Annotated in this window: 20 protein-coding genes; 7 read left to right on the top strand and 13 right to left on the bottom strand. The window is 31.4% G+C overall.

Going from position 1 to position 19,358, the window contains the following annotated elements; all coding sequences use genetic code 11:
* Positions 1 to 3: 3 nt before the first annotated feature.
* Both Q0678_RS03695 and lpdA read right to left on the bottom strand, forming a co-directional pair.
* On the bottom strand, positions 4 to 1,320 hold the full coding sequence (locus Q0678_RS03695) for an anthranilate synthase component I family protein (protein WP_299054083.1): 1,317 nt from the start codon (positions 1,318 to 1,320) through the stop codon (positions 4 to 6).
* A 133-nt stretch (positions 1,321 to 1,453) separates the two neighbouring features.
* The gene (gene lpdA, locus Q0678_RS03690) at positions 1,454 to 2,854 is read right to left on the bottom strand and encodes a dihydrolipoyl dehydrogenase (RefSeq protein ID WP_299054081.1); all 1,401 of its coding nucleotides are present in this window, start codon (positions 2,852 to 2,854) and stop codon (positions 1,454 to 1,456) included.
* 97 nt (positions 2,855 to 2,951) lie between these two features.
* Between lpdA and Q0678_RS03685 the strand changes: the two genes are divergently transcribed.
* On the top strand, positions 2,952 to 3,434 hold the full coding sequence (locus tag Q0678_RS03685) for a heme-binding domain-containing protein (protein WP_299054080.1): 483 nt from the start codon (positions 2,952 to 2,954) through the stop codon (positions 3,432 to 3,434).
* Positions 3,427 to 4,665 (top strand): glycosyltransferase family 4 protein, encoded by a 1,239-nt coding sequence (locus tag Q0678_RS03680; protein WP_299054077.1) that lies wholly within the window; start codon positions 3,427 to 3,429, stop codon positions 4,663 to 4,665. Before Q0678_RS03685 ends, Q0678_RS03680 begins: the two co-directional genes overlap by 8 nt.
* Positions 4,666 to 4,674: 9 nt before the next feature.
* Here Q0678_RS03680 and Q0678_RS03675 read toward each other — a convergent pair whose 3' ends face one another.
* From Q0678_RS03675 to Q0678_RS03655, 5 genes are all read right to left on the bottom strand, one after another.
* Positions 4,675 to 5,895, bottom strand: coding sequence for a carboxypeptidase-like regulatory domain-containing protein (locus tag Q0678_RS03675; RefSeq protein WP_299054074.1), 1,221 nt, complete (start codon positions 5,893 to 5,895; stop codon positions 4,675 to 4,677).
* 50 nt (positions 5,896 to 5,945) lie between these two features.
* A complete protein-coding gene (locus Q0678_RS03670; RefSeq protein ID WP_299054071.1) occupies positions 5,946 to 7,961 on the bottom strand; it encodes a M3 family metallopeptidase in 2,016 nt (671 codons plus the stop codon).
* A 75-nt stretch (positions 7,962 to 8,036) separates the two neighbouring features.
* Positions 8,037 to 8,516, bottom strand: a complete 480-nt coding sequence (gene purE / locus Q0678_RS03665; RefSeq protein ID WP_299054068.1) for a 5-(carboxyamino)imidazole ribonucleotide mutase — start codon at positions 8,514 to 8,516, stop codon at positions 8,037 to 8,039.
* 80 nt (positions 8,517 to 8,596) lie between these two features.
* Positions 8,597 to 9,754, bottom strand: a complete 1,158-nt coding sequence (locus Q0678_RS03660) for a 5-(carboxyamino)imidazole ribonucleotide synthase (RefSeq protein ID WP_299054065.1) — start codon at positions 9,752 to 9,754, stop codon at positions 8,597 to 8,599.
* 52 nt (positions 9,755 to 9,806) lie between these two features.
* On the bottom strand, positions 9,807 to 10,229 hold the full coding sequence (locus Q0678_RS03655) for a phosphoribosylaminoimidazole carboxylase (RefSeq protein WP_299054062.1): 423 nt from the start codon (positions 10,227 to 10,229) through the stop codon (positions 9,807 to 9,809).
* Positions 10,230 to 10,409: 180 nt separating this feature from the next.
* Between Q0678_RS03655 and greA the strand changes: the two genes are divergently transcribed.
* Both greA and Q0678_RS03645 read left to right on the top strand, forming a co-directional pair.
* Positions 10,410 to 10,886 (top strand): transcription elongation factor GreA, encoded by a 477-nt coding sequence (gene greA, locus Q0678_RS03650; protein WP_299054059.1) that lies wholly within the window; start codon positions 10,410 to 10,412, stop codon positions 10,884 to 10,886.
* Between the two features lie 155 nt (positions 10,887 to 11,041).
* Positions 11,042 to 11,431 carry an HIT family protein gene (locus Q0678_RS03645; protein WP_299054056.1) on the top strand — a complete coding sequence of 130 codons (390 nt, stop codon included), beginning with the start codon at positions 11,042 to 11,044 and terminating at the stop codon, positions 11,429 to 11,431.
* A 26-nt stretch (positions 11,432 to 11,457) separates the two neighbouring features.
* On the opposite strand, the gene Q0678_RS03640 is transcribed toward Q0678_RS03645, so the two are convergent.
* Together Q0678_RS03640 and Q0678_RS03635 are read right to left on the bottom strand one after the other, a co-directional pair.
* Complete coding sequence (locus tag Q0678_RS03640; RefSeq protein WP_299054053.1) at positions 11,458 to 12,333, bottom strand: hypothetical protein; 876 nt, start codon at positions 12,331 to 12,333, stop codon at positions 11,458 to 11,460.
* Positions 12,334 to 12,432: 99 nt separating this feature from the next.
* Positions 12,433 to 13,584, bottom strand: a complete 1,152-nt coding sequence (locus Q0678_RS03635; RefSeq protein ID WP_299054050.1) for a HAMP domain-containing sensor histidine kinase — start codon at positions 13,582 to 13,584, stop codon at positions 12,433 to 12,435.
* An 83-nt stretch (positions 13,585 to 13,667) separates the two neighbouring features.
* On the opposite strand from Q0678_RS03635, the gene Q0678_RS03630 reads away from it, so the two are divergent.
* Positions 13,668 to 14,528: a flavin reductase family protein gene (locus tag Q0678_RS03630; protein WP_299054047.1), complete on the top strand. Its 861-nt coding sequence runs from the start codon at positions 13,668 to 13,670 to the stop codon at positions 14,526 to 14,528.
* Positions 14,529 to 14,541: 13 nt separating this feature from the next.
* A complete protein-coding gene (locus Q0678_RS03625) occupies positions 14,542 to 14,913 on the top strand; it encodes a DUF3127 domain-containing protein (protein WP_299054044.1) in 372 nt (123 codons plus the stop codon).
* A gap of 96 nt (positions 14,914 to 15,009) precedes the next feature.
* Here Q0678_RS03625 and Q0678_RS03620 read toward each other — a convergent pair whose 3' ends face one another.
* Together Q0678_RS03620 and Q0678_RS03615 are read right to left on the bottom strand one after the other, a co-directional pair.
* Complete coding sequence (locus tag Q0678_RS03620) at positions 15,010 to 15,258, bottom strand: DUF1456 family protein (protein ID WP_299054041.1); 249 nt, start codon at positions 15,256 to 15,258, stop codon at positions 15,010 to 15,012.
* A 66-nt stretch (positions 15,259 to 15,324) separates the two neighbouring features.
* Positions 15,325 to 15,954 carry a VTT domain-containing protein gene (locus tag Q0678_RS03615; RefSeq protein WP_299054038.1) on the bottom strand — a complete coding sequence of 210 codons (630 nt, stop codon included), beginning with the start codon at positions 15,952 to 15,954 and terminating at the stop codon, positions 15,325 to 15,327.
* A 121-nt stretch (positions 15,955 to 16,075) separates the two neighbouring features.
* Here Q0678_RS03615 and aat point away from each other — a divergent pair, with 121 nt between their 5' ends.
* Positions 16,076 to 16,702, top strand: a complete 627-nt coding sequence (gene aat, locus Q0678_RS03610; protein ID WP_299054035.1) for a leucyl/phenylalanyl-tRNA--protein transferase — start codon at positions 16,076 to 16,078, stop codon at positions 16,700 to 16,702.
* Between the two features lie 6 nt (positions 16,703 to 16,708).
* Here aat and Q0678_RS03605 read toward each other — a convergent pair whose 3' ends face one another.
* The gene (locus tag Q0678_RS03605) at positions 16,709 to 18,379 is read right to left on the bottom strand and encodes an RluA family pseudouridine synthase (protein WP_299054032.1); all 1,671 of its coding nucleotides are present in this window, start codon (positions 18,377 to 18,379) and stop codon (positions 16,709 to 16,711) included.
* Positions 18,380 to 18,396: 17 nt separating this feature from the next.
* Positions 18,397 to 19,356, bottom strand: coding sequence for an L-threonylcarbamoyladenylate synthase (locus Q0678_RS03600; RefSeq protein ID WP_299054030.1), 960 nt, complete (start codon positions 19,354 to 19,356; stop codon positions 18,397 to 18,399).
* Between the last annotated feature and the right edge of the window lie 2 nt (positions 19,357 to 19,358).

The raw sequence follows: 19,358 nt of genomic DNA, 5'->3' as shown, positions 1-19,358 counted from the left end.
GAACTACTTAGCGTTTGTTAAAACATGCTTCATTGCTTTTGCTTTTAATAAGCATTCTTGATATTCTTTTTCGATATTTGATTGTGCTGTAATAGCGCCACCAACCGAAATTGAAACATATTTGTTTGCAGAATTGTATAGTATACTTCTGATAATAACATTAAAATCAAAGTCGTTTTCTGGGGTAAAATAACCAATAGCGCCAGAATACAAACCTCGTTTGGTTGTTTCTAAGGTTTCAATTATTTGCATAGCAGATACTTTTGGTGCACCTGTCATACTGCCCATCGGAAAAGTACTCTGAATAATATCTATCGGGTTTGTTGTCTCTTTAACTTCAGAAACCACTGTTGATATTAACTGATGTACTTGTTTAAACGAGTATACTTTGCATAGTTCTTCTACTTGCACACTGCCAATATTAGCTGTTTTAGATAAATCATTTCTTACCAAGTCGACAATCATAACATTTTCTGCGCGCTCTTTTTCATCTCTCATTAAATTTGTAGCAATTTGTTGATCATCAATACTACTTACAAGTCTTTTAGCGGTTCCTTTTATTGGCTGAGAAATTATTTTTAGGCCTTCTTTTTTTAAATATCTTTCTGGTGATGCACACAATGCAAACTGATTGTCTAATTTTAAAAAGGCGGCAAAAGGTGGTTGAGAAATTTGGTTTAAATGCTTGTAAACTTCAATAGGATTTATCGTAGTGTTTTCTGCATAAAATTCTTGGCAAAAATTGGCTTCATAAATATCGCCTCTGTAAATATGCTCTTTTACTTTGGCAACTTTTGCGTGATATTCTTCTTTTTGAGTTCGAAGTTTTATCTTAATGTTTTCTGAATTATTTTTAGCATCATCTGTTTTTAATTCTGATTTTTGATACTCTAAAATAGTGTTGAAATCATTGTCTATTTCATCATCAACCATTTTTAAATACAGAAATTCTACTTTATTTTCTTTAATAAAAATTAGCTTTTTAGGCTGAAAAAAATACAAATCTGCAAAGTCTAAATAATCTAAATTATTTGACGTTAGTTGCTCTACATCATTTTTAACATCATAAGTAATGTACCCAAAAATATAATCTTTGGTAATTGTTTGGTATTCTTTTAGCTTTTGAAACGCGTTGTAGTAATCTGTTTTTATTGAAGTAAAATCATCTGCAGCAAGAGCGCAATTAAATGATGAATATTTTTGTTGGTAGTTGTTAGAGTCTAACCAAATAATCGTTTCGAATTGCTGAGACCAAGACAATAAATTGTTTTTAAAGTCAGCAATATTATCAATAGAAAAAGTACGTGTTGTTCTTTGCATATCTTACTTCAAAAATACAATACTTATTGTATAGATTGCTTTATTTTTAATCAAGATTCGTTATTTATTTTTACAAATAAAAACCTCACAGAATTTTTTCTATGAGGTTTAAAAATTACTATTTTAAATAGTATTATGCATTTAAAGGTTTGCCATCCCATGCAGCTTTAGCAGCTTCTTTAACAGCTTCTGAATAGGTTGGATGACCATGACAAATTCTTGCTAAATCTTCTGCAGAGGCTCTATATTCCATGGCAACAGCAGCTTCCATAATTAAATCGGCAACACGTGCACCTACCATATGAACTCCTAAAATTTCATCGGTATTTTTATCTGCTAATACTTTCACAAAACCATCTGTATCTCCACTAGCTCTAGATCTACCTAAAGCTCTCATAGAGAATTTACCGGCTTTATAATCTATTTTAGCCTCCTTTAGTTCTTCTTCTGTTTTACCAACAGCAGCAACTTCTGGCCAAGTATAAACTATACCCGGAATTAAATTGTAGTTAATATGTGGCTTTTCGCCTGCTAAATATTCTGCAACAACAACTCCTTCTTCTTCTGCTTTGTGAGCTAGCATTGCACCTTTTACAACATCACCAATAGCATAAATATTAGAAATATTTGTCTGTAAGTGTTCGTTAGTAGTTACTTGCCCACGTTCATTTACTTCTACACCAATTTTTTCTAAACCTAAGCCAGCTGTGTACGCTTTTCTACCAACAGCAACTAAACAGTAATCTCCTTTAAACTCAATTAACTCCTCTTTTTTGTTGGTTGCTTTTACAGTAATTTCATTACCATTTCTTTCTACTGATTTTACACAGTGGTTTGTGGCAAATTTAATTCCTTGTTTTTTTAATACTTTTTGAAGTTCTTTAGAAACGTCTGCATCCATGCTAGGTGTAATCTTATTAGCATATTCTACAACAGTAACATCTGCTCCTAATCTTTTGTAAACAGACCCAAGTTCTAAGCCAATAACACCACCACCAATAACAATTAAATGTTTGGGTACTTCAGGTAATTTTAAAGCTTCTGTAGAGGTAATTACACGCTCTTTATCTAAAGAAATAAAAGGCAAATTTGCAGGTTTAGAACCTGTTGCAATTATAGTGTTGGTACCTTCAATTATTTCTGATGAACCATCGTTTTTTGTTATTTTTACATGAGTGGTATCTTCAAAAGACCCCAAACCTTCAAAAACATCAATATTGTTTTTGTCCATTAAGTACTTAATTCCGCCAGTAGTAGTTTCTACTACTTTCGCCTTTCTATCAATCATTTTGCTAAAATCGAACGTTGGATTTTCAACAGAAATACCATGCTCTTCAAAGTGAGTAACGGCATCATAAAAATGATGAGAAGAGTCTAATAAAGCTTTAGAAGGAATGCAGCCAACGTTTAAGCAAGTGCCTCCTAGTGTTGAGTATTTTTCAATAATTGCTACCTTTTTTCCTAATTGAGAGGCTCTAACTGCGGCAATATATCCACCAGGACCAGAACCAATAACGATGATGTCGTATTTCATTGTACTTAATTTTTGAAATACAAAAATACATATATTTTTAGAGAATTATAAGAGAATTAACTAGATTTACATTCTTTAATACTTAAAATATCATCAAATGAAAATAGCCAAAAAGATCGGTTGGGTTTTAGGAGTTGTATTTATAATTGCTCAATTTTTTAGCCCTGTTAAAAATGAAGGAGAAATAACGTCTACAATTGCTTTTATAGCCGAAACAAATCCGTCAGAAGAAGTGCTTAAAGTTTTAAAAGAAAGTTGTTTCGATTGTCATTCTAATAAAACAAATTATCCTTGGTATAATAATATTACACCGGTTAATTTTTGGTTAGAGAGCCATGTTAAAGATGGTAAAAAACACTTAAACTTTTCTACTTGGGACAGCTATTCGTTAAAGAGAAAAGAGCATAAAATGGATGAATTACATGAAGAGGTTGAAGAAGGAGAAATGCCTTTAAAATCTTATACACTTACTCATTCTGATGCAAATTTAACACCTGCACAAATAACTGCTGTAGTTGATTGGGCAAAAAAAACACAAGCAGATTACAAACAACAAATGAACGCTACAATAGTTGAGTAAGTTGCATGTTTTAATAGTTGGTTATGTTTGGGTTGCACCTAACTCTTCTGCTGCTGGTAGTAGAATGTTGCAGTTAATTAACCTATTTTTAAAACAAGATTACAACGTAACTTTTGCATGTGCTGCTAATAAGCCAGAGAATGCTTTTAACCTAACATCTATAGGTGTAAAAGAAACTGTTATTGCTTTAAATGACAGTTCTTTTGATGTATTTATAAAAGAGTTGCAACCTACCATAGTTATGTTTGATCGTTTTATGATTGAAGAACAATTTGGTTGGCGAGTTGCAGAAAATTGTCCATCAGCACTTCGTGTTTTAGACACTGAAGACTTACATTTTTTAAGAAAATTTAGACAGCAACAGTTAAAGAAAAAAGAAGCGTTTAACAAACAGGAGTTGTTAGGATTTAAGGATGCTAAAAGAGAAATTGCCGCTATTTTAAGATGTGATACAACTCTTATTATCTCAACTTTTGAAATGAATCTTTTAAAAGAGGTTTTTAAAATTGATGATAAAATTCTTTGTTATTTACCTTTTCTGTTAGATAAAATTGACACTGCTCATCAAAACAAATGGTTGTCGTTTAAAGAAAGAGCTCACTTTGTTTTTATTGGTAATTTTTTTCATCAACCAAACGTAGATGCAGTTTTAACTTTAAAAAAAGAAATTTGGCCTCTTATTAAAACAAGATTACCAGAAGCAGAAATGCATGTTTATGGCGCTTATGCTACCCAACAAATAAATGAATTACATCATAAAAAAGAAGGATTTTTAATAAAAGGATTTGCAGAAGATGCAGCAGAGGTAGTTGAAAAAGCAAAAGCTGTTCTAGCTCCTTTGCGTTTTGGAGCAGGAATAAAAGGAAAATTGACAGAAGCAATGTTGTGCGGTACACCTAGTGTAACCTCATCAATTGGTGCAGAAGGAATGTCTGGTGCTTTGCCTTGGAATGGTTTTGTTGAAGATAATTTTAAACAATTTTCTGAACGCGCTATTCAATTGTATTCTGATGAACAAACTTGGCAACTGTCTCAAGAAAATGGAGTTAAAATAATTGATCAGATTTATGACAAAGAAAAAATACAACCTCTTTTTATTCATAAAATTAATGAGACAATTAGGGATTTAAAAACACATAGATTGCATAATTTTATGGGTAGCTTATTGCAACATCACACTTTACAAGCAACAAAATATATGAGTAAATGGATAGAGGTTAAAAATTCTTAGCCATTTATGTTATTTGTTTGGGCTGTAGTCTAATGGCAGCGAATTGGCAAACTTTTCGAAAGACCAATAACCCTCATAAATCACATCTAACGGATTTACTAAAATTCCTTTTTCACTCAATTGACTCGGTAGTGTAGAGGGTATTATATAAGAATGTTGAAAGTTAGCATCTTTTCTTTTGCTAAAAGGAGTTCTTAAAAGATACCCTTTTTCTTCTTTTTCTCTATTATATACAACGCTTAAATTATCTTTAAAATCTAAGTAAATACTGTTATTTTTTAGACTGATAATAGAATCGTGTGTACTATTTTGTTGGTAGGCAAAGTCTTTAAACTTGGGTAATTTTGCTTTTTTTAAGATTGCATAAGCAGTATCAATTTCTTTTGATGAAATTTTTAAAACCTTTTCTGTTTGGTTGTTTTTTCTATGACTTCTTATCAAACTTCTTGCTGCTCGTATGTCTTTTTCAGAGGGTCTATTTTTATTAAAAACTCTTTTAAAAAGCGCTACATTAAATCCTTCTTCTTTTAGCTGATGATTTATAGCTGCTTTGTAAAAATGAAAAGGAGAGCCATTGTAGGTTAGTAGTCTGTTCTCTTGCCAGCGTTTTTCTGTTCTTTTATTTCCTTTTAATTTTCTGTATTGTGTATATCCAAGATAAGATACATAGTTGCCTTCTCTTATAAAACTAACAAGGTCGTAAATTATTAAATATCCCAAGCCTTTGTGTTCAATTTTAAGCGGTTCTCTGGCTGTTGCCGTCAATATATTTTTAGAGGCATCATAATTAAAATGCAGTACTTTTGGGTTTAAAATTTTACATGTTTTAGAAAGAGTCGTCAACCCTATAAACTCTCTTTTAAAAGTTTCTAGATTATGTTTCCAATATTGATTGTACTTCGTTTTTTGAATGACAATTTCATCTAACATATTTTCTTCTTCTTCAAGAATAAAAAGAAGTTTCTGTTTGTGGTTTTTTGCTTCTAACGTATAAGTGGTGGTGGTATAACCTAAAAAAGAGACAATTAACTGCTGTTTCTTTTCTGTAACAATTAATGAGAATTTTCCTTCTGCATTGGTTGTTGTTCCTATCATTGTATTGTTAAAATACACCGCTGCACCTTCTAACGGAACATTACTTGTTGTTTTTACAGTTCCAAAAACACGTACTTGGGCAAAAAAACTGCAATGAATTATAAGAAAAATAATGAGTAATAATTTATTTTTCATACGTTTAATTTTAAATTCAAAAGTTCGTTTTAATACCTCGTTTTTTACTATTAGAGTAACCCCGCGCGTTTTAATAATGCATCTGGTTTTGGCTCTTGTCCTCTAAAACGCTTGTACAATTCCATAGGTTTTTGCGTTCCGCCTTTAGACAATACATTTTCTTTAAATTTTGTGGCAACTTCTTTGTTAAAAATTCCTTTTTCTAAGAAATATTCAAAAGCATCTGCATCTAAAACTTCTGCCCATTTATAAGAATAATATCCAGCAGAATAGCCTCCCTGAAAAATGTGAGAAAAAGCTGTACTCATACAGTTTTCTGCTACATCTGGGTATAGTTTAGTTTCAGCAAAAGCCTTGTTTTCAAATTCTTTTACAGATTTTATTTCTGATGGATCTTGCCCGTGCCATTGCATGTCTAACAAGCCAAAACTTAGTTGACGTAGCGTTTGCATGCCTTCATGAAAACTAGCAGATTCTTTAATTTTTTCAACATATTCCATCGGAATAACTTCGCCAGTTTCATAATGTTTTGCAAACAATTCTAATGCTTCTTTTTCGTAACACCAATTCTCTAAAACCTGACTTGGTAATTCTACAAAATCCCAAGAAACAGAAGTGCCAGACAAACTGTTGTAAGTTGTGTTGGCTAACATTCCGTGTAGCGCATGCCCAAACTCATGAAACAAGGTGGTAACCTCGTTAAAGGTTAGTAAAGATGGTTTTGTTTCGGTTGGTTTTGTAAAATTACATACAATAGAAACATGTGGTCTCTCGTTGGTTCCGTCTTTTATTTGTTGTGGTTTGTAGCTGGTCATCCAAGCACCATTTCTTTTTCCTTTCCTTGGATGAAAATCAGCATAAAAAACAGCAATAAACTTGCCATTTGTATCGGTAACGTTGTATGTTTTTACATCTTCGTGGTATTTTTCAATTGTAGCAATTTCTTCAAATTGTAAATCGTATAATTTTGTTGCGATGGTAAAAACACCCTGAATAACATTTTCTAACTTAAAATAAGGTTTTAGAATTTCTTGATCTAAGTTAAAACGTTCTTTCTTTAGCTTTTCTGCGTAATACGCACCGTCCCATTTTTGCAATTGATCAATATTGTCTAGCTTTTTTGCATATGCTTCTAGTTCGTTAAACTCTTTTATAGCAGCAGGTTTAGCCTTTGCTAATAGATCATTTGAAAACGAAATTACTTTTTCTGGAGTTTCTGCCATGCGTTCTTCTAACACAAAATGAGCATGTGTTTTATAACCCAGTAAATTGGCTCTTTGATGACGTAGATTCACAATCTCTAAAACAACTTGCTCGTTGTTAAACTTTGTGTCTTGAAATGCTTTTTTTCCAGCAGCAATTGCCATTTTTTTACGCAACTCTCTGTTGTCTGCATAGGTTAAAAACGGAATGTAGCTTGGGTAATCTAATGTAAAAATATACCCTTCTTTATTTTTTTCTTTTGCAACTTGTTTTGCTGCTTCTTTAGCAGAATCTGGCAAACCAGCAACATCACTTTCATTGGTTAAATGCATTTCAAAAGCATTGGTTTCTGCCAATACATTTTCGCCAAATTGTAACGAAAGTTTAGAAAGTTCTGTGTCTATTTTACGTAATTTTAATTTGTCTTCTTCATTTAAATTGGCACCGTTTCTAGCAAAACCCTTGTACTGCTTTTCTAGCAACATGCTTTCTTCTAAAGATAATGTTAGCGTTTCTCTTAGATTATAAACAGCCTTTACTCTTTTAAATAAGGCTTCGTTTAAAATCATATCATTCTTAAATTCACTTAACCAAGGCGAAACTTCTTGTGCAATTTTTTGCATTTCTTCATTGGTTTCAGCAGCATTTAAGTTGAAGAAAATACTATTGATACGTCCCATTTTTTCACCAGTAAAATCTAAAGCAACTGTGGTGTTTTTAAAAGTTGGAGTTTCTGGATTTGAAATGATTGCAGTAATTTCTTCTTTGGCAATTTCAATTGCTTTTAGAATCGCAGGTTTGTAATCTGCATTCTTAATTTTAGAAAAAGGTGCTGTATTAAAATCTTGTAAAAGTGGATTCATATTTTTTATTGTTTTCAGATCGAGCGCAGTCGAAATCTAAAGAGTTTCTCTCGACTGCGCTCGAGAAGGCAAAAATTATTTTCTTACGCGTTCAGAAGCTTGTTCAACTTTTAATTTTAAGCCTTCTTTGTATGTAATAATTTTGTCTAAAACACACTTGTCTGAAGCACCAATAATTTGGGCTGCTAAAATTCCTGCATTTTTAGCGCCATCAAGTGCAACAGTAGCCACTGGAACCCCGCCTGGCATTTGTAAAATAGAAAGAACAGAATCCCAGCCATCAATAGAATTTCTACTTTTTACAGGAACTCCAATAATTGGTAACGGACTCATAGAAGCCACCATTCCTGGTAAATGAGCAGCACCACCAGCGCCAGCGATAATCACTTTTACGCCGCGTTTGTGAGCATTTTTAGAATAGTCAACTAATTTTTCTGGTGTTCTGTGTGCAGAAACAATGTCTACTTCAATTTGAATGTCAAAACTTTCTAAAATATCAATTGCTTCTTGCATGATTGGAAGATCTGAATCGCTTCCCATTATTATTCCTACCATAATTTTGTATTTGTTCTAAATTTGTTTCAGAATCTGTTTATTGGTTGTTAGAAGCCGAATCTAGTTCAGCTTTAAAGAAATTACGCAGTAATCACTCTAATTGTTTCTTTTACTTTTTGTGCAATTATTCTTGCAACTTCTATGTCTTTATTTACAATAGTTACATGTCCCATTTTACGAAAAGGACGTGTTTCTTTTTTACCATAAATGTGAGGCGTTACTCCATCAATTTTTAAAATTTCTTCAATATTTTCATAGATTACATCGCCAGAAAAACCTTCTTCACCAACTAAGTTTACCATAATACCTGCAACAGTACTTTCTGTGCTACCTAAAGGAATATTTAAAATACTTCTTAAATGTTGTTCAAACTGATTGGTATAGCTAGCTTCTATAGAATAATGTCCAGAATTATGTGGCCTTGGCGCTACTTCATTTACTAGTATTTTATCATCTTCTGTTAAAAACATTTCTACAGCTAATAACCCAATAAAATCTAAATCATTTACAACTTTTAGTGCAAGTTCTCTTGCTTGTTTTGCAATTTTAGCATCTATTCTTGCAGGGCAAATAACATACTCTACTTGGTTGGCTTCCGGATGAAATTCCATCTCTACAACAGGATAGGTTTTTGTTTGTCCGTTTGTATTTCTGGCAACAATTACAGCCAACTCGTTTTTAAAAGGGATTAATTTTTCTGCAATACATTCTACATTTGGCAAACTTTGCAAATCTTCACTATTTCTAACAATTTTTACGCCGTTACCATCGTAGCCAAATCTTGCCGCTTTCCAAACAAAAGGAAAGCTAATAATGTTGTTTTCTAAAGAATGAATTAACTCTTCTAAATACCCATAATGAGAAAATGGAGCTGTTGGTATTTGATGTTCGATATAAAAATTTTTCTGGCTTGCTTTACTCTGTATAATGCGTAAATCTTTTGGCTTAGGGTAAATGGTAAGTCCTTCACTTTCTAATTTGTCTAAAGCATCTAAATTTACATTTTCTATTTCTATGGTAAGTACATCTACTGTTTTACCAAAGTTGTAAACGGCTTCAAAATCTAATAAATCACCAACAACAAAAGTGTTGCAAATAGCAGCACAAGGAGCATTTTTATTATTATCTAAGACAGCCGTATAGATGTCTAATTTTTGAGTTTCTGTTAACAGCATTCTCCCAAGTTGACCACCGCCAAGAATACCAAGTTTAAAATTTGAAGAAAAATAGTTTTTCACGTTAAATAAGTTGTGTTTAGGCAAAAATAAGCAACTTAAATTTTGTATGCTATTAAAAATTAGTGATTTGAAGTGAAGTGCCTCTTTTTGTAACATTATACTCTATTGCTGGGCATACAAAACCCTCTGTTTGTGGTGCGCCACCAATACCTCTACCAACTCCATATTCGCTATCATCACAAGTACATTTTAATACAATACCTCTTTCAAAAACCATGGGTGTATTGCAATCCGCTGCCGGACAAAGCTTGTCATAAGCAACAAAATCATCTCCGTTAACATTCATTAATAAAATACCTTTAGATCCGCCAGAAAGTGAAACATATCCACCCGGCACCAAAACATTTATTAATTGAGGATTGTTTAAGTCTGTAGTAATATTTAAAGGGAGCGATTGTATGCAGTTATTCAAATTTTCATTGTTGGTGCAACCCATAATTGTAAATAACCCACAAATAATTAGTATTCTTTTCATTTTCATACACTTCGTTATTTAAACAACGATTGCAATTTACAAATATTTTGTACATTTGTTAATATCTCATTACTTAATACGTAATGAGATTTTTTAAATGAATTAAGTATCAAAATTTAAACAAAACACTATTTTTTTTGAGGCACATTGTTATCAGAAAAAACAATTATAAAAAATATAATGAGCGATATATCATATTATTCACCAGAAGGGCTAAAGAAATTAAAAGACGAACTGGTTCAGTTAGAGCAAGTAGAGCGCCCAAGAGTTACGCAAGAAATAGCAGATGCTAGAGATAAAGGAGATTTAAGTGAAAATGCAGAGTATCATGCTGCAAAAGAAGAACAATCTCATTTAGAATTTAAGATTGCCAAGCTTAAAAATGTAGTTGCAAACGCAAGAATTATAGACGAATCTCAACTAGATACCTCTAAAATATTAATACACTCTATTGTTAAAATTAAAAATATTAGCAATGGTATGGAGTTTTCTTACACTTTAGTTGCCGATTCTGAAACAGATGTAAGAAACGGTAAATTATCGGTAAATTCTCCGATAGGGAAAGGCTTATTAGGTAAAAAAGTAGGTGAAATTGCAGAAATTCAAGTTCCTAACGGTATTATGAAATTTGAAGTTGTAAATATCTCTAGAGATTAATTTTTTTAGAAGCTATTTCCAGCTTTCACTACTCGCTTTGCGCAAAAAGGCGCAAGAGCTTAAACAGGCCGTTCTATCTGGGCTAAACGTGTTTGCAGATAACTATCAATTTTACACACTTTAAAAGATATTAAATTACAACTAAACCATTAATAATGAGTGTATTTACAAAAATTATAGAAGGTGAAATTCCGTGTTATAAAGTTGCAGAAGATCAACATCATATTGCTTTTTTAGATATCAATCCTAATGCAAAAGGGCATACACTTGTAGTGCCAAAGAAGGAAGTTAATAAAGTTTTCGATTTAGAAAAAGAGGCATATCACAATTTAATGGATTTTTCTTACAGGGTTGCTAAAGCATTAGAAAAATCGGTTGCTTGTAAACGAGTTGGGTTAAGTGTAATTGGTTTAGAAGTACCTCATGTTCATGTTCATTTAGTACCTTTAAACAACATGAAAGATATTCAGTTTACAGATAAAGTTGCTTTAACAAAAGACGAGTTTATAGCCTTGGCAGCTAGAATTTCTTCTGAGTTTAAATAATTTTTATCAGTGATATATAGCTGTTTTTAATCAGTTTGTTCTGCGCTTTTTTTAATTTTATAATTATTTTCAATATTATCAATATAGATAGTATAATCTTTAAAGAAACCAATTCCAATTCTAGGCTGACTTTGTTCGTTAATTTTAGTTTGAATATTTTTAAATTCTATATCCCCGATTTTTATCATAGGTAAAATTCCTACTTTTTCTTTAATAATTTGCCTTCCACCAATTGTATATCTCTCTCTTTCATTGGCTTCAAATGTATATTGTTGTAAAAGTTGTTTTGCTAGTTTAGATTCTTTTGGTAAACTAAATTCAGATGAAGAACCAAAATCAATTACAACTTTATATTCAATCCCATTTATAGAAATATATGTATAGGGTGAACCTCCTTTTCTTTTTATTTTGATTGTCTGAAAACTATCATCTGCTAAATTTTTGCTTGAAATTTTAAGTTTCTTATTCGGATAGTCGATTAACCAATTAGCTTTTTCAATAATGGGTTGGCCAATTAATCCTCCAAAATTTGAAATTTTTTCCTTTAACCCAACCATATCTGTATTGATTGCAACTGTATTAGTAAATTCAATATCTCCAATTTTAAACATTTTCACAATCTCACTACCTGCTTCTATACTGCGTTTAGATGCGCCACTAACGTTTACCAAAGAACCAATTAGAGTATCTCTTTGGATAATTGAATATTGTGCGCCAGTATCAAAATAAAAGTTTTTGGATTTACCCTCTATTTCTGCAGGAAATATAATAACAGTTTTAAGCGTGGTAAATGCTGTTTCGTAATTAAAGTTTTTAGGGTTTACTGTCCCTTTTTTTTGGTAATTTGTTACCGAACAACTAAATAATATCAGTAAAAATAATAATGGGTTTAATTTTCTCATACGTTGTTTTAAAATAATCAATATATTAACTTATTTCAAAAATGGTAAGGGTATTCTAACTGGTTCTTAGGGTTTATTACCATTATTTTAGTATCGTTTTTATATTTTATTTAAAAGAATTTCAAAAGTAGTTCCTTTATTTATTTCAGATTTTTTAACTGCTATTTTTCCTTTATGATAGTTAGAGATGATGCGTTTAGAAAGCGACAATCCTAAACCCCAACCACGTTTTTTGGTTGTATAACCCGGTTTAAAAATTTGCTTGTATTGCTTCTTTAAAATTCCTTTTCCAGAATCAGAAATTGTTATTATTACATTTTTAGAACCGGTAGTAATTTCTACCGTCAAAGTTCCTTTACCTAACATTGCATCAATGGCATTTTTAATAATATTCTCTATTACCCAACCAAATAATTCACCATTAATGTTCGCATAAATTTCATCTTCTTTGGCATTAAAAAAGAATGATATTTGTTTAGAGCTTTTAGAAGCTATGTAATCGAATACTTGTTTTGTGGTGGTTACAATATTTTCCTTTTTTAGCGTAGGTACAGATCCTATTTTAGAAAACCGGTTGGCAATTGCATTTAATCTGTGTACATCTTTTTCTATTTCTGTAACATAAGAAGCGTTTACCTTTTCTGTTTTTAAAATAGCAATCCAACCCAAAAGAGACGATAAAGGTGTACCAATCTGATGTGCAGTTTCTTTTGCCATGCCTGTCCAAAGTTTATTTGTTTCGGCAATTTTATTTGCATTAAAAAACAGGTAAATTACAGTTAAAAAAAGTAGTAAAATTAATATTAAAGCAATCGGGTAGTAGGTTAGTTTGTTTAGTAAGTTAGAGTTTCTGTAATAAATAAACTGCTTATTTTTTCCTTTATAACTAACCTCTATCGGTTCGTTTTCTGCTTTCATTAATGTTAATAGCCCTTCTAAGTAAGCAGGTTTTTTAGCCTCTACAGTATCAATATTTTGATAATATTCAATAGTTCCTTTTTCATTTACAAGAATCATCGGAATATTATTGTTGTTTTCAATAATCTTTAGTGGTAAATCTACATTTGCATTTAAATCTGTATTACTCGCAATTTCTTTTTGAGCCGCGGCTAAGATTTCCATCTTAATGCGTTCTTCATTTTTAAATTTCTGAAAAAAAGTATAGGTATTCCATAAGATTAATGAAACAATAATAATGGATGTGAAAAGGGCAATTGCTCTAAATAAGAGGTTGTTTTTAAAAAAGTTCATCAAAACAAATATAAGATTTCTACTATATAACTCATCTAAAGATTAGATAGTATCTTTACATAATTAAATAAAAGAAAAATTACATGCTTACTTTAGATCCAAAAGAGCTTTCTGTTCAGCAATTTCATGGTTATTTGTTAGGTGCTATTGCACCAAGACCAATAGCTTTTGCAAGTACAATTGACAAAGATGGAAATCCAAATTTATCTCCGTTTAGTTTTTTTAATGTATTTGGTGCCAATCCGCCAGTATTAATTTTTTCGCCAGCAAGAAGAGTAAGAGACAATACCACAAAACATACTTTACAGAATGCGATTGCTACAAAAGAAGTAGTAATTAACGTTGTTAATTATGCCATTGTACAACAAATGTCTTTAAGTTCTTCAGAATATGCAAAAGGGGTAAATGAGTTTGACAAAGCTGGTTTTACAATGTTACCATCAGATAAAGTGGCGCCATTTAGAGTAGCAGAATCTCCTGTGCAATTCGAGTGTAAAGTAACCGATATTATTGCTACAGGCAACCAAGCAGGAGCAGGAAATTTAATTGTTTGCGAAGTTGTTAAAATGCATGTTTCTGAAGCTGTTTTAGATGATAAAGGAAACATAGATCAGCATAAAATAGATTTGGTAGCACGTGCAGGCGGCAGTTATTATACCAGAGCAAAAGATGGTTTTTTTGAAATACCAAAACCGCTTTCAAGTATTGGTATTGGAGTAGATAATATTCCTGTGGCAATTAGAAATAGTAGTGTTTTAACAGGTAATAATTTAGGAATGTTAGGTAATATTGCACAGTTACCAACTGAAGAAAGTGTTAATAACTTTGCAAAAGAACATGCAGAATTTATTGGGCTAGAAACCACAAAAAAACATACATTTGCCCAAGAGTATTTAAGTAAAAATGATGTAGAAAGTGCTTGGAAAGTGCTTTTAATTAAATAGTTAAGATTTTATTATGGAAGTTATAGGGAAAATTAAATTAATTGGAGACGTACAAACATTTGGAGCAAATGGTTTTCAAAAAAGAGAATTGGTAGTTACAACAGATGATCAATATCCGCAAATGATAATGATAGAATTTGTACAAGATAAATGTGATTTACTTAACAATTACGCTATTGGTCAAGACGTAAAAGTTGCAATTAATTTAAGAGGTAGAGAGTGGATAAACCCACAAGGAGAAGCTAAATACTTTAATTCTATACAAGGTTGGAGAATCGAAAACTTATCTCAAGGAAATACTTCAAGTTCAAACTTACCTCCTGTAGATCAGTTTCAGCCAGCATCAAATGTAACTGATGCAGAGCCAGATGATTTACCATTCTAAAAAACAAATACAAGATTTTTAGAAGTAAAAATCAATAGAAATAAAAAAGAGTTCAATTTTAAAATTGAACTCTTTTTTATTTTATAATCTAAGTATCTAAAGCTTTTTTTCTCCTTTTTTAGGCATTGGTCCTCGTAGATGAATTACCAATCCGTTTAAGAAATTACGTAAAATTTGATCTCCACATTCTACATACTTGTCATGGTCTTCTTTTCTAAATAAAGCACCTAGTTCTGCCTTACTTACTTTAAAGTCTACCAAAGCGCAAATGTCTATAATATCGGTATCGCGTAATTTATGTGCTACACGTAATTTTTTTAAAATATCGTTGTTTGTTAATCCCATGCTACAAATGTACTTATTTTAACGCAATTTTTATATCAACAAAAAAGAAAACACATTCTAAAAGGGTTAGTCTACTACTTGAAAAATAGCCCACGCATACGCAGCAAATCTTGCAAAACGAAATAAACCAAAAAAGACAACATTTCTAAACGGATACTTAATCATACCAGCGGCCAAGCATGCAATAGAAAAGGGTAATGGTAACAATGCGCCTACTAAAATTAAAAAACCACCCCATTTTCTGGTGTTTTTTAAGTTGTCGGCCATTTTAACTTCTAAGTATTCTTTAATTACTTTAATTTTTAAAGCAGTTTTACCAATAAAATAAGTTAGTAAACCTCCTATATAAGAAAGGGTCGCTAAGATTGTTAAGTTTAAAATTGGGCTGTCAGTTTTTTTAGTCCAAGCAATAAAAATTTCTGGAGGAACGAGACCCAATAGAGTTTCCGAAATAAAAAAAGTAGTTAATACCCCAATTCGAGAAAAAGTTTCGGTAATAGTTTCTAAACCAGTATTTATGTCATATACATACTTGTTAAAAAGAAATAGTGCTATTACTGCAATAAGAATAGGTAAAAAAGCTTTTTTAACACTTTCCCAGACAAATAAATAAAAGCCAGTTCTGCCATAATAATTATGGAGTCTTTTACCTATAAAAGCGGTTCTTTTTTTTCTTTTTTTCTCTTTTTTTTCCAAGAAGCAATATTTTTAATTGAAAGTACAAAAATAAGAACAATTTTTAGATAAATACCTTTTAGATTCTACATTAACTATATTTTATAAAACCGTAAATTTGTTTGAATAAGCAGCGTAAATTATGATTTGGTTAACAAATGAAATTACTTTTCCTAACTATCAATCTGTAAATGAAGATGGTGTTATTGCGTTAGGCGGTAATTTATCCGAAGAAAGATTGATACACGCATACGAAAACGGTATTTTTCCATGGTATTCAGAGGGCGAACCCATAGTTTGGTATTGTCCGCATAAAAGAATGGTTTTGTTTAAAGACGAAATTAAAATTTCTAAATCGATGCGAAAAATTATAAAATCAGCAGATTTTATAATTACAGAAAATAAAGCCTTCGAAGAAGTAATTTATAATTGTAAAAATATAAGCAGGGCAGATGGTTTTGGTACTTGGATTACAGATAACATGGAGCAAGCTTATATAAATCTTCATAAAAAGGGAATCGCAAAATCTATTGAGGTTTGGTTTAATGATGAGCTTGTTGGAGGCTTGTATGGGTTAGAAATTAACAATATTTTTTGTGGCGAAAGTATGTTTAGCAAAGTATCAAACACCTCTAAATTAGCCTTTATTCATTTGGCAAAAAATAAAAATTATCGGCTAATAGACTGTCAGATGTATAATGATCATTTAGCATCTTTGGGGGCAAGAGAAATTGAACGATCTGTGTTTTTAGAAATTTTAAAACAATAAGTTTCTTTAAAAAGGAGCCTCTATTTTAAACTCCATTTTTTGCTTTGTTGTAGGATGATAAAACTCGATAAATTCGGCATGTAAATGCAATCTTTTTTCTTTCGTTCCATACAGATCGTCACCAACAATTGGCGTATTTAAACCATTCTTATGAGCTGCATGAACTCTTAATTGATGCGTTCGGCCAGTTATTGGATAAAAATAAACTTTTGTTTTACCATTTTTTACATCAATAATTTCCCAGTTTGTTTCTGCATTTTTGCCATGTTTAAAATCTACCAATTGCCTTGGTCTGTCTTCTAAATCTACTCGAAGAGGTAATTTAATTGTGCCGTTTGTATCAGATAATTCTCCGTTTAATAAAGCAACATATCGTTTTTTTACAGTTCTACTTATAAATTGTTGCTGCAGTATTTTATTAGCTTCTTTGGTTTTAGACAATACTAAAATGCCCGAAGTAGACATGTCTAATCGATGTACAATTATTGGCCCAGTTGCTTTTGGATATTTCTCTTTAATTCTTGTATAAACAGAATCTTTAATCTCTTTACCGGGTACCGATAAAAACTCGGTTGGTTTATCGATTACAAGAATATCACTGTCTTCATAAATTATTTTTAATTTAGAATGTTCTCCTAAGTTTTTAATTAATAAGTTACTGTCCATTTCAATGCCTTTAAGCATATGACTTAAAATAGGTTTACACCTACTTTGGCAAGCCGGATAATAGTTTTTATGCTTTCTAATTGCAGCGTTAGGCGATACACCCCACCAAAACTCTGCCATACAAATCGGAGTTAAATTATTTAAAAAAGCATGTTGTAATAACTTTGGAGCAGCACATTCACCAGCACCAGCTGGAGGTTTAATTTCTGGTTTATTAAAAATTTCTAATAATTTTTTTGATTCTTTTTTCTGATTTAAAAAAACGTATTTATCAAAAAGAGTCTGTTGTAAATTAGTTGAAATAGCTACTCTTTGTTTTTTTAATTGATCAATTTCTGTCTCAAAAATATTTAATTCAGCCTTTTTATTTTCAATTTTAGTTTCACAGTATTCTAAAAGTTCTTTATAGTAAAACTGGTCATTAAAACTTTCTTGACTAAGCTGTTGTTTTAAATTGATAAGCGCTACTTCTTGTAAAGTAGTATCACCAATTTTTTTTCTTGCCTTTCTATCTTTTTTTCGGAGTTTTAGCTTTTCTTTCTCTAAGGTTAAATTGTCTGTTATATTTTTGATTGCTTTAGTTACTATTTTTTTAGTAACTATGTATTCTTTGCTTTTTTTTATGGCAGACAATTTCTTGTTAATTGCATCTATTTCTTGTTCTCCTTTTGTGAAAAAACTTCCTTCAGTTCGCATGTTAAAAACCGGAGGCACAAACTTTTTTGGCAAGTTGTTTTCTGCTAATTTACCAGAAAAAGCAGTTATATAACCGAGTTCTCCATTACTTTTTTTTACCACTAAAATGCCAAACATTTTACCTACAGCTAGCGATGTATCATCACTATTTAAACCGAAATTATGAGTAAAATCTTTTTGATGTTCTAAGTATTCTTGCAGTTCAGATGCAGCAATTTTAGCTATAGGATGTGGTTTGTAATAGAACGGAAACGTAAACTTTTTGGGAAGTTTAATTTTAGAAATGTCACTTTTAAAGGGTTGAAAATAATTCAATTTTAAAATAGATAAAATTATACGCTAAAAGTAGCACGTTGTAACCTGTCGTTCATAGATTTACCTAACCCGTAATTGGGTAATTTTTCGGCAATAATAACTTCAAGATTTTGATGATCTAAGGCATGCATGGCATCGTATAAATTTGCGGCCGCTTCTTCTAGCAATCCTTTGTTTGATAATACAATTTCTGTAACAGCATCATTAGATAAACTGTCTTTAAAAACAAGAATACCAATTTTTTTACCTTTGTTTTTTTCTACTTCTGCAGCAACATCTGTAACTAAAATAGTTTTAGTGGTAGGTGCATAATGTCTGGCTAACATTCCAGGTGCATCGGGGCTGTTTTCTTCTTTATTTTTGATGCTAATTTTACCCACAACCGCTTCAATATCTTCAACTGCTAAAGCACCCAATCTATAGATAATTGGGTTGTCATTTTCAAAACCGATAATAGTAGATTCTATTCCGTTTTTACAATTTCCGCCATCTAAAACCATTTTAATATGCTCTTTAAAATAATTTTCTACGTGCAATGGTTTTGTAGGACTAATGCTACCAAAAGGGTTAGCACTAGGTGCAGCCAAAGGGAATGGTAATTTTTCTAATAATTCTAAAGTTACAACATGATTGGGTACACGAACAGCAACGGTATCTTTAGAGGCGGTAATTAAATCAGGAATTTTAGAGCTCTTTTTTAAGACCAATGTCATCGATCCTGGCCAAAAAGCTTCTGCCAATAGCATTGCTTTTTCTGGTATTTCTGCAACAATATCTTTCAAAGCATTTACCGAAGCAACATGAACAATTAATGGGTTAAAAAAGGGTCTTTTTTTGGTAGCAAATATCTTATGAATAGCTTTTTCGCTAAATATATTTCCTGCTAAACCATAAACAGTTTCTGTAGGTATAGCTACTAACTCATCATTAGTTAACAGCGTAATTGCTTTTTGTATGTCTTTAGAAATGATACTCATAA

Origin of the sequence: uncultured Polaribacter sp. (assembly GCF_947497125.1) — a bacterium.
GTDB lineage: Bacteria > Bacteroidota > Bacteroidia > Flavobacteriales > Flavobacteriaceae > Polaribacter.
Note: the sequence above shows the minus strand (reverse complement) of the source record. Positions and strands in the feature narration are given on the sequence as shown.

Excerpts from the sequence above, each read along its gene's own strand:
- Q0678_RS03695 (WP_299054083.1), bottom strand. The coding sequence starts at position 1,320 with ATGCAAAGAACAACACGTACTTTTTCTATTGATAATATTGCTGACTTT.
- lpdA (WP_299054081.1), bottom strand. The coding sequence starts at position 2,854 with ATGAAATACGACATCATCGTTATTGGTTCTGGTCCTGGTGGATATATT.
- Q0678_RS03685 (WP_299054080.1), top strand. The coding sequence starts at position 2,952 with ATGAAAATAGCCAAAAAGATCGGTTGGGTTTTAGGAGTTGTATTTATA.
- Q0678_RS03675 (WP_299054074.1), bottom strand. The coding sequence starts at position 5,895 with ATGAAAAATAAATTATTACTCATTATTTTTCTTATAATTCATTGCAGT.
- Q0678_RS03670 (WP_299054071.1), bottom strand. The coding sequence starts at position 7,961 with ATGAATCCACTTTTACAAGATTTTAATACAGCACCTTTTTCTAAAATT.
- purE (WP_299054068.1), bottom strand. The coding sequence starts at position 8,516 with ATGGTAGGAATAATAATGGGAAGCGATTCAGATCTTCCAATCATGCAA.
- Q0678_RS03655 (WP_299054062.1), bottom strand. The coding sequence starts at position 10,229 with ATGAAAAGAATACTAATTATTTGTGGGTTATTTACAATTATGGGTTGC.
- greA (WP_299054059.1), top strand. The coding sequence starts at position 10,410 with ATGAGCGATATATCATATTATTCACCAGAAGGGCTAAAGAAATTAAAA.
- Q0678_RS03645 (WP_299054056.1), top strand. The coding sequence starts at position 11,042 with ATGAGTGTATTTACAAAAATTATAGAAGGTGAAATTCCGTGTTATAAA.
- Q0678_RS03640 (WP_299054053.1), bottom strand. The coding sequence starts at position 12,333 with ATGAGAAAATTAAACCCATTATTATTTTTACTGATATTATTTAGTTGT.
- Q0678_RS03635 (WP_299054050.1), bottom strand. The coding sequence starts at position 13,584 with ATGAACTTTTTTAAAAACAACCTCTTATTTAGAGCAATTGCCCTTTTC.
- Q0678_RS03630 (WP_299054047.1), top strand. The coding sequence starts at position 13,668 with ATGCTTACTTTAGATCCAAAAGAGCTTTCTGTTCAGCAATTTCATGGT.
- Q0678_RS03625 (WP_299054044.1), top strand. The coding sequence starts at position 14,542 with ATGGAAGTTATAGGGAAAATTAAATTAATTGGAGACGTACAAACATTT.
- Q0678_RS03620 (WP_299054041.1), bottom strand. The coding sequence starts at position 15,258 with ATGGGATTAACAAACAACGATATTTTAAAAAAATTACGTGTAGCACAT.
- aat (WP_299054035.1), top strand. The coding sequence starts at position 16,076 with ATGATTTGGTTAACAAATGAAATTACTTTTCCTAACTATCAATCTGTA.
- Q0678_RS03600 (WP_299054030.1), bottom strand. The coding sequence starts at position 19,356 with ATGAGTATCATTTCTAAAGACATACAAAAAGCAATTACGCTGTTAACT.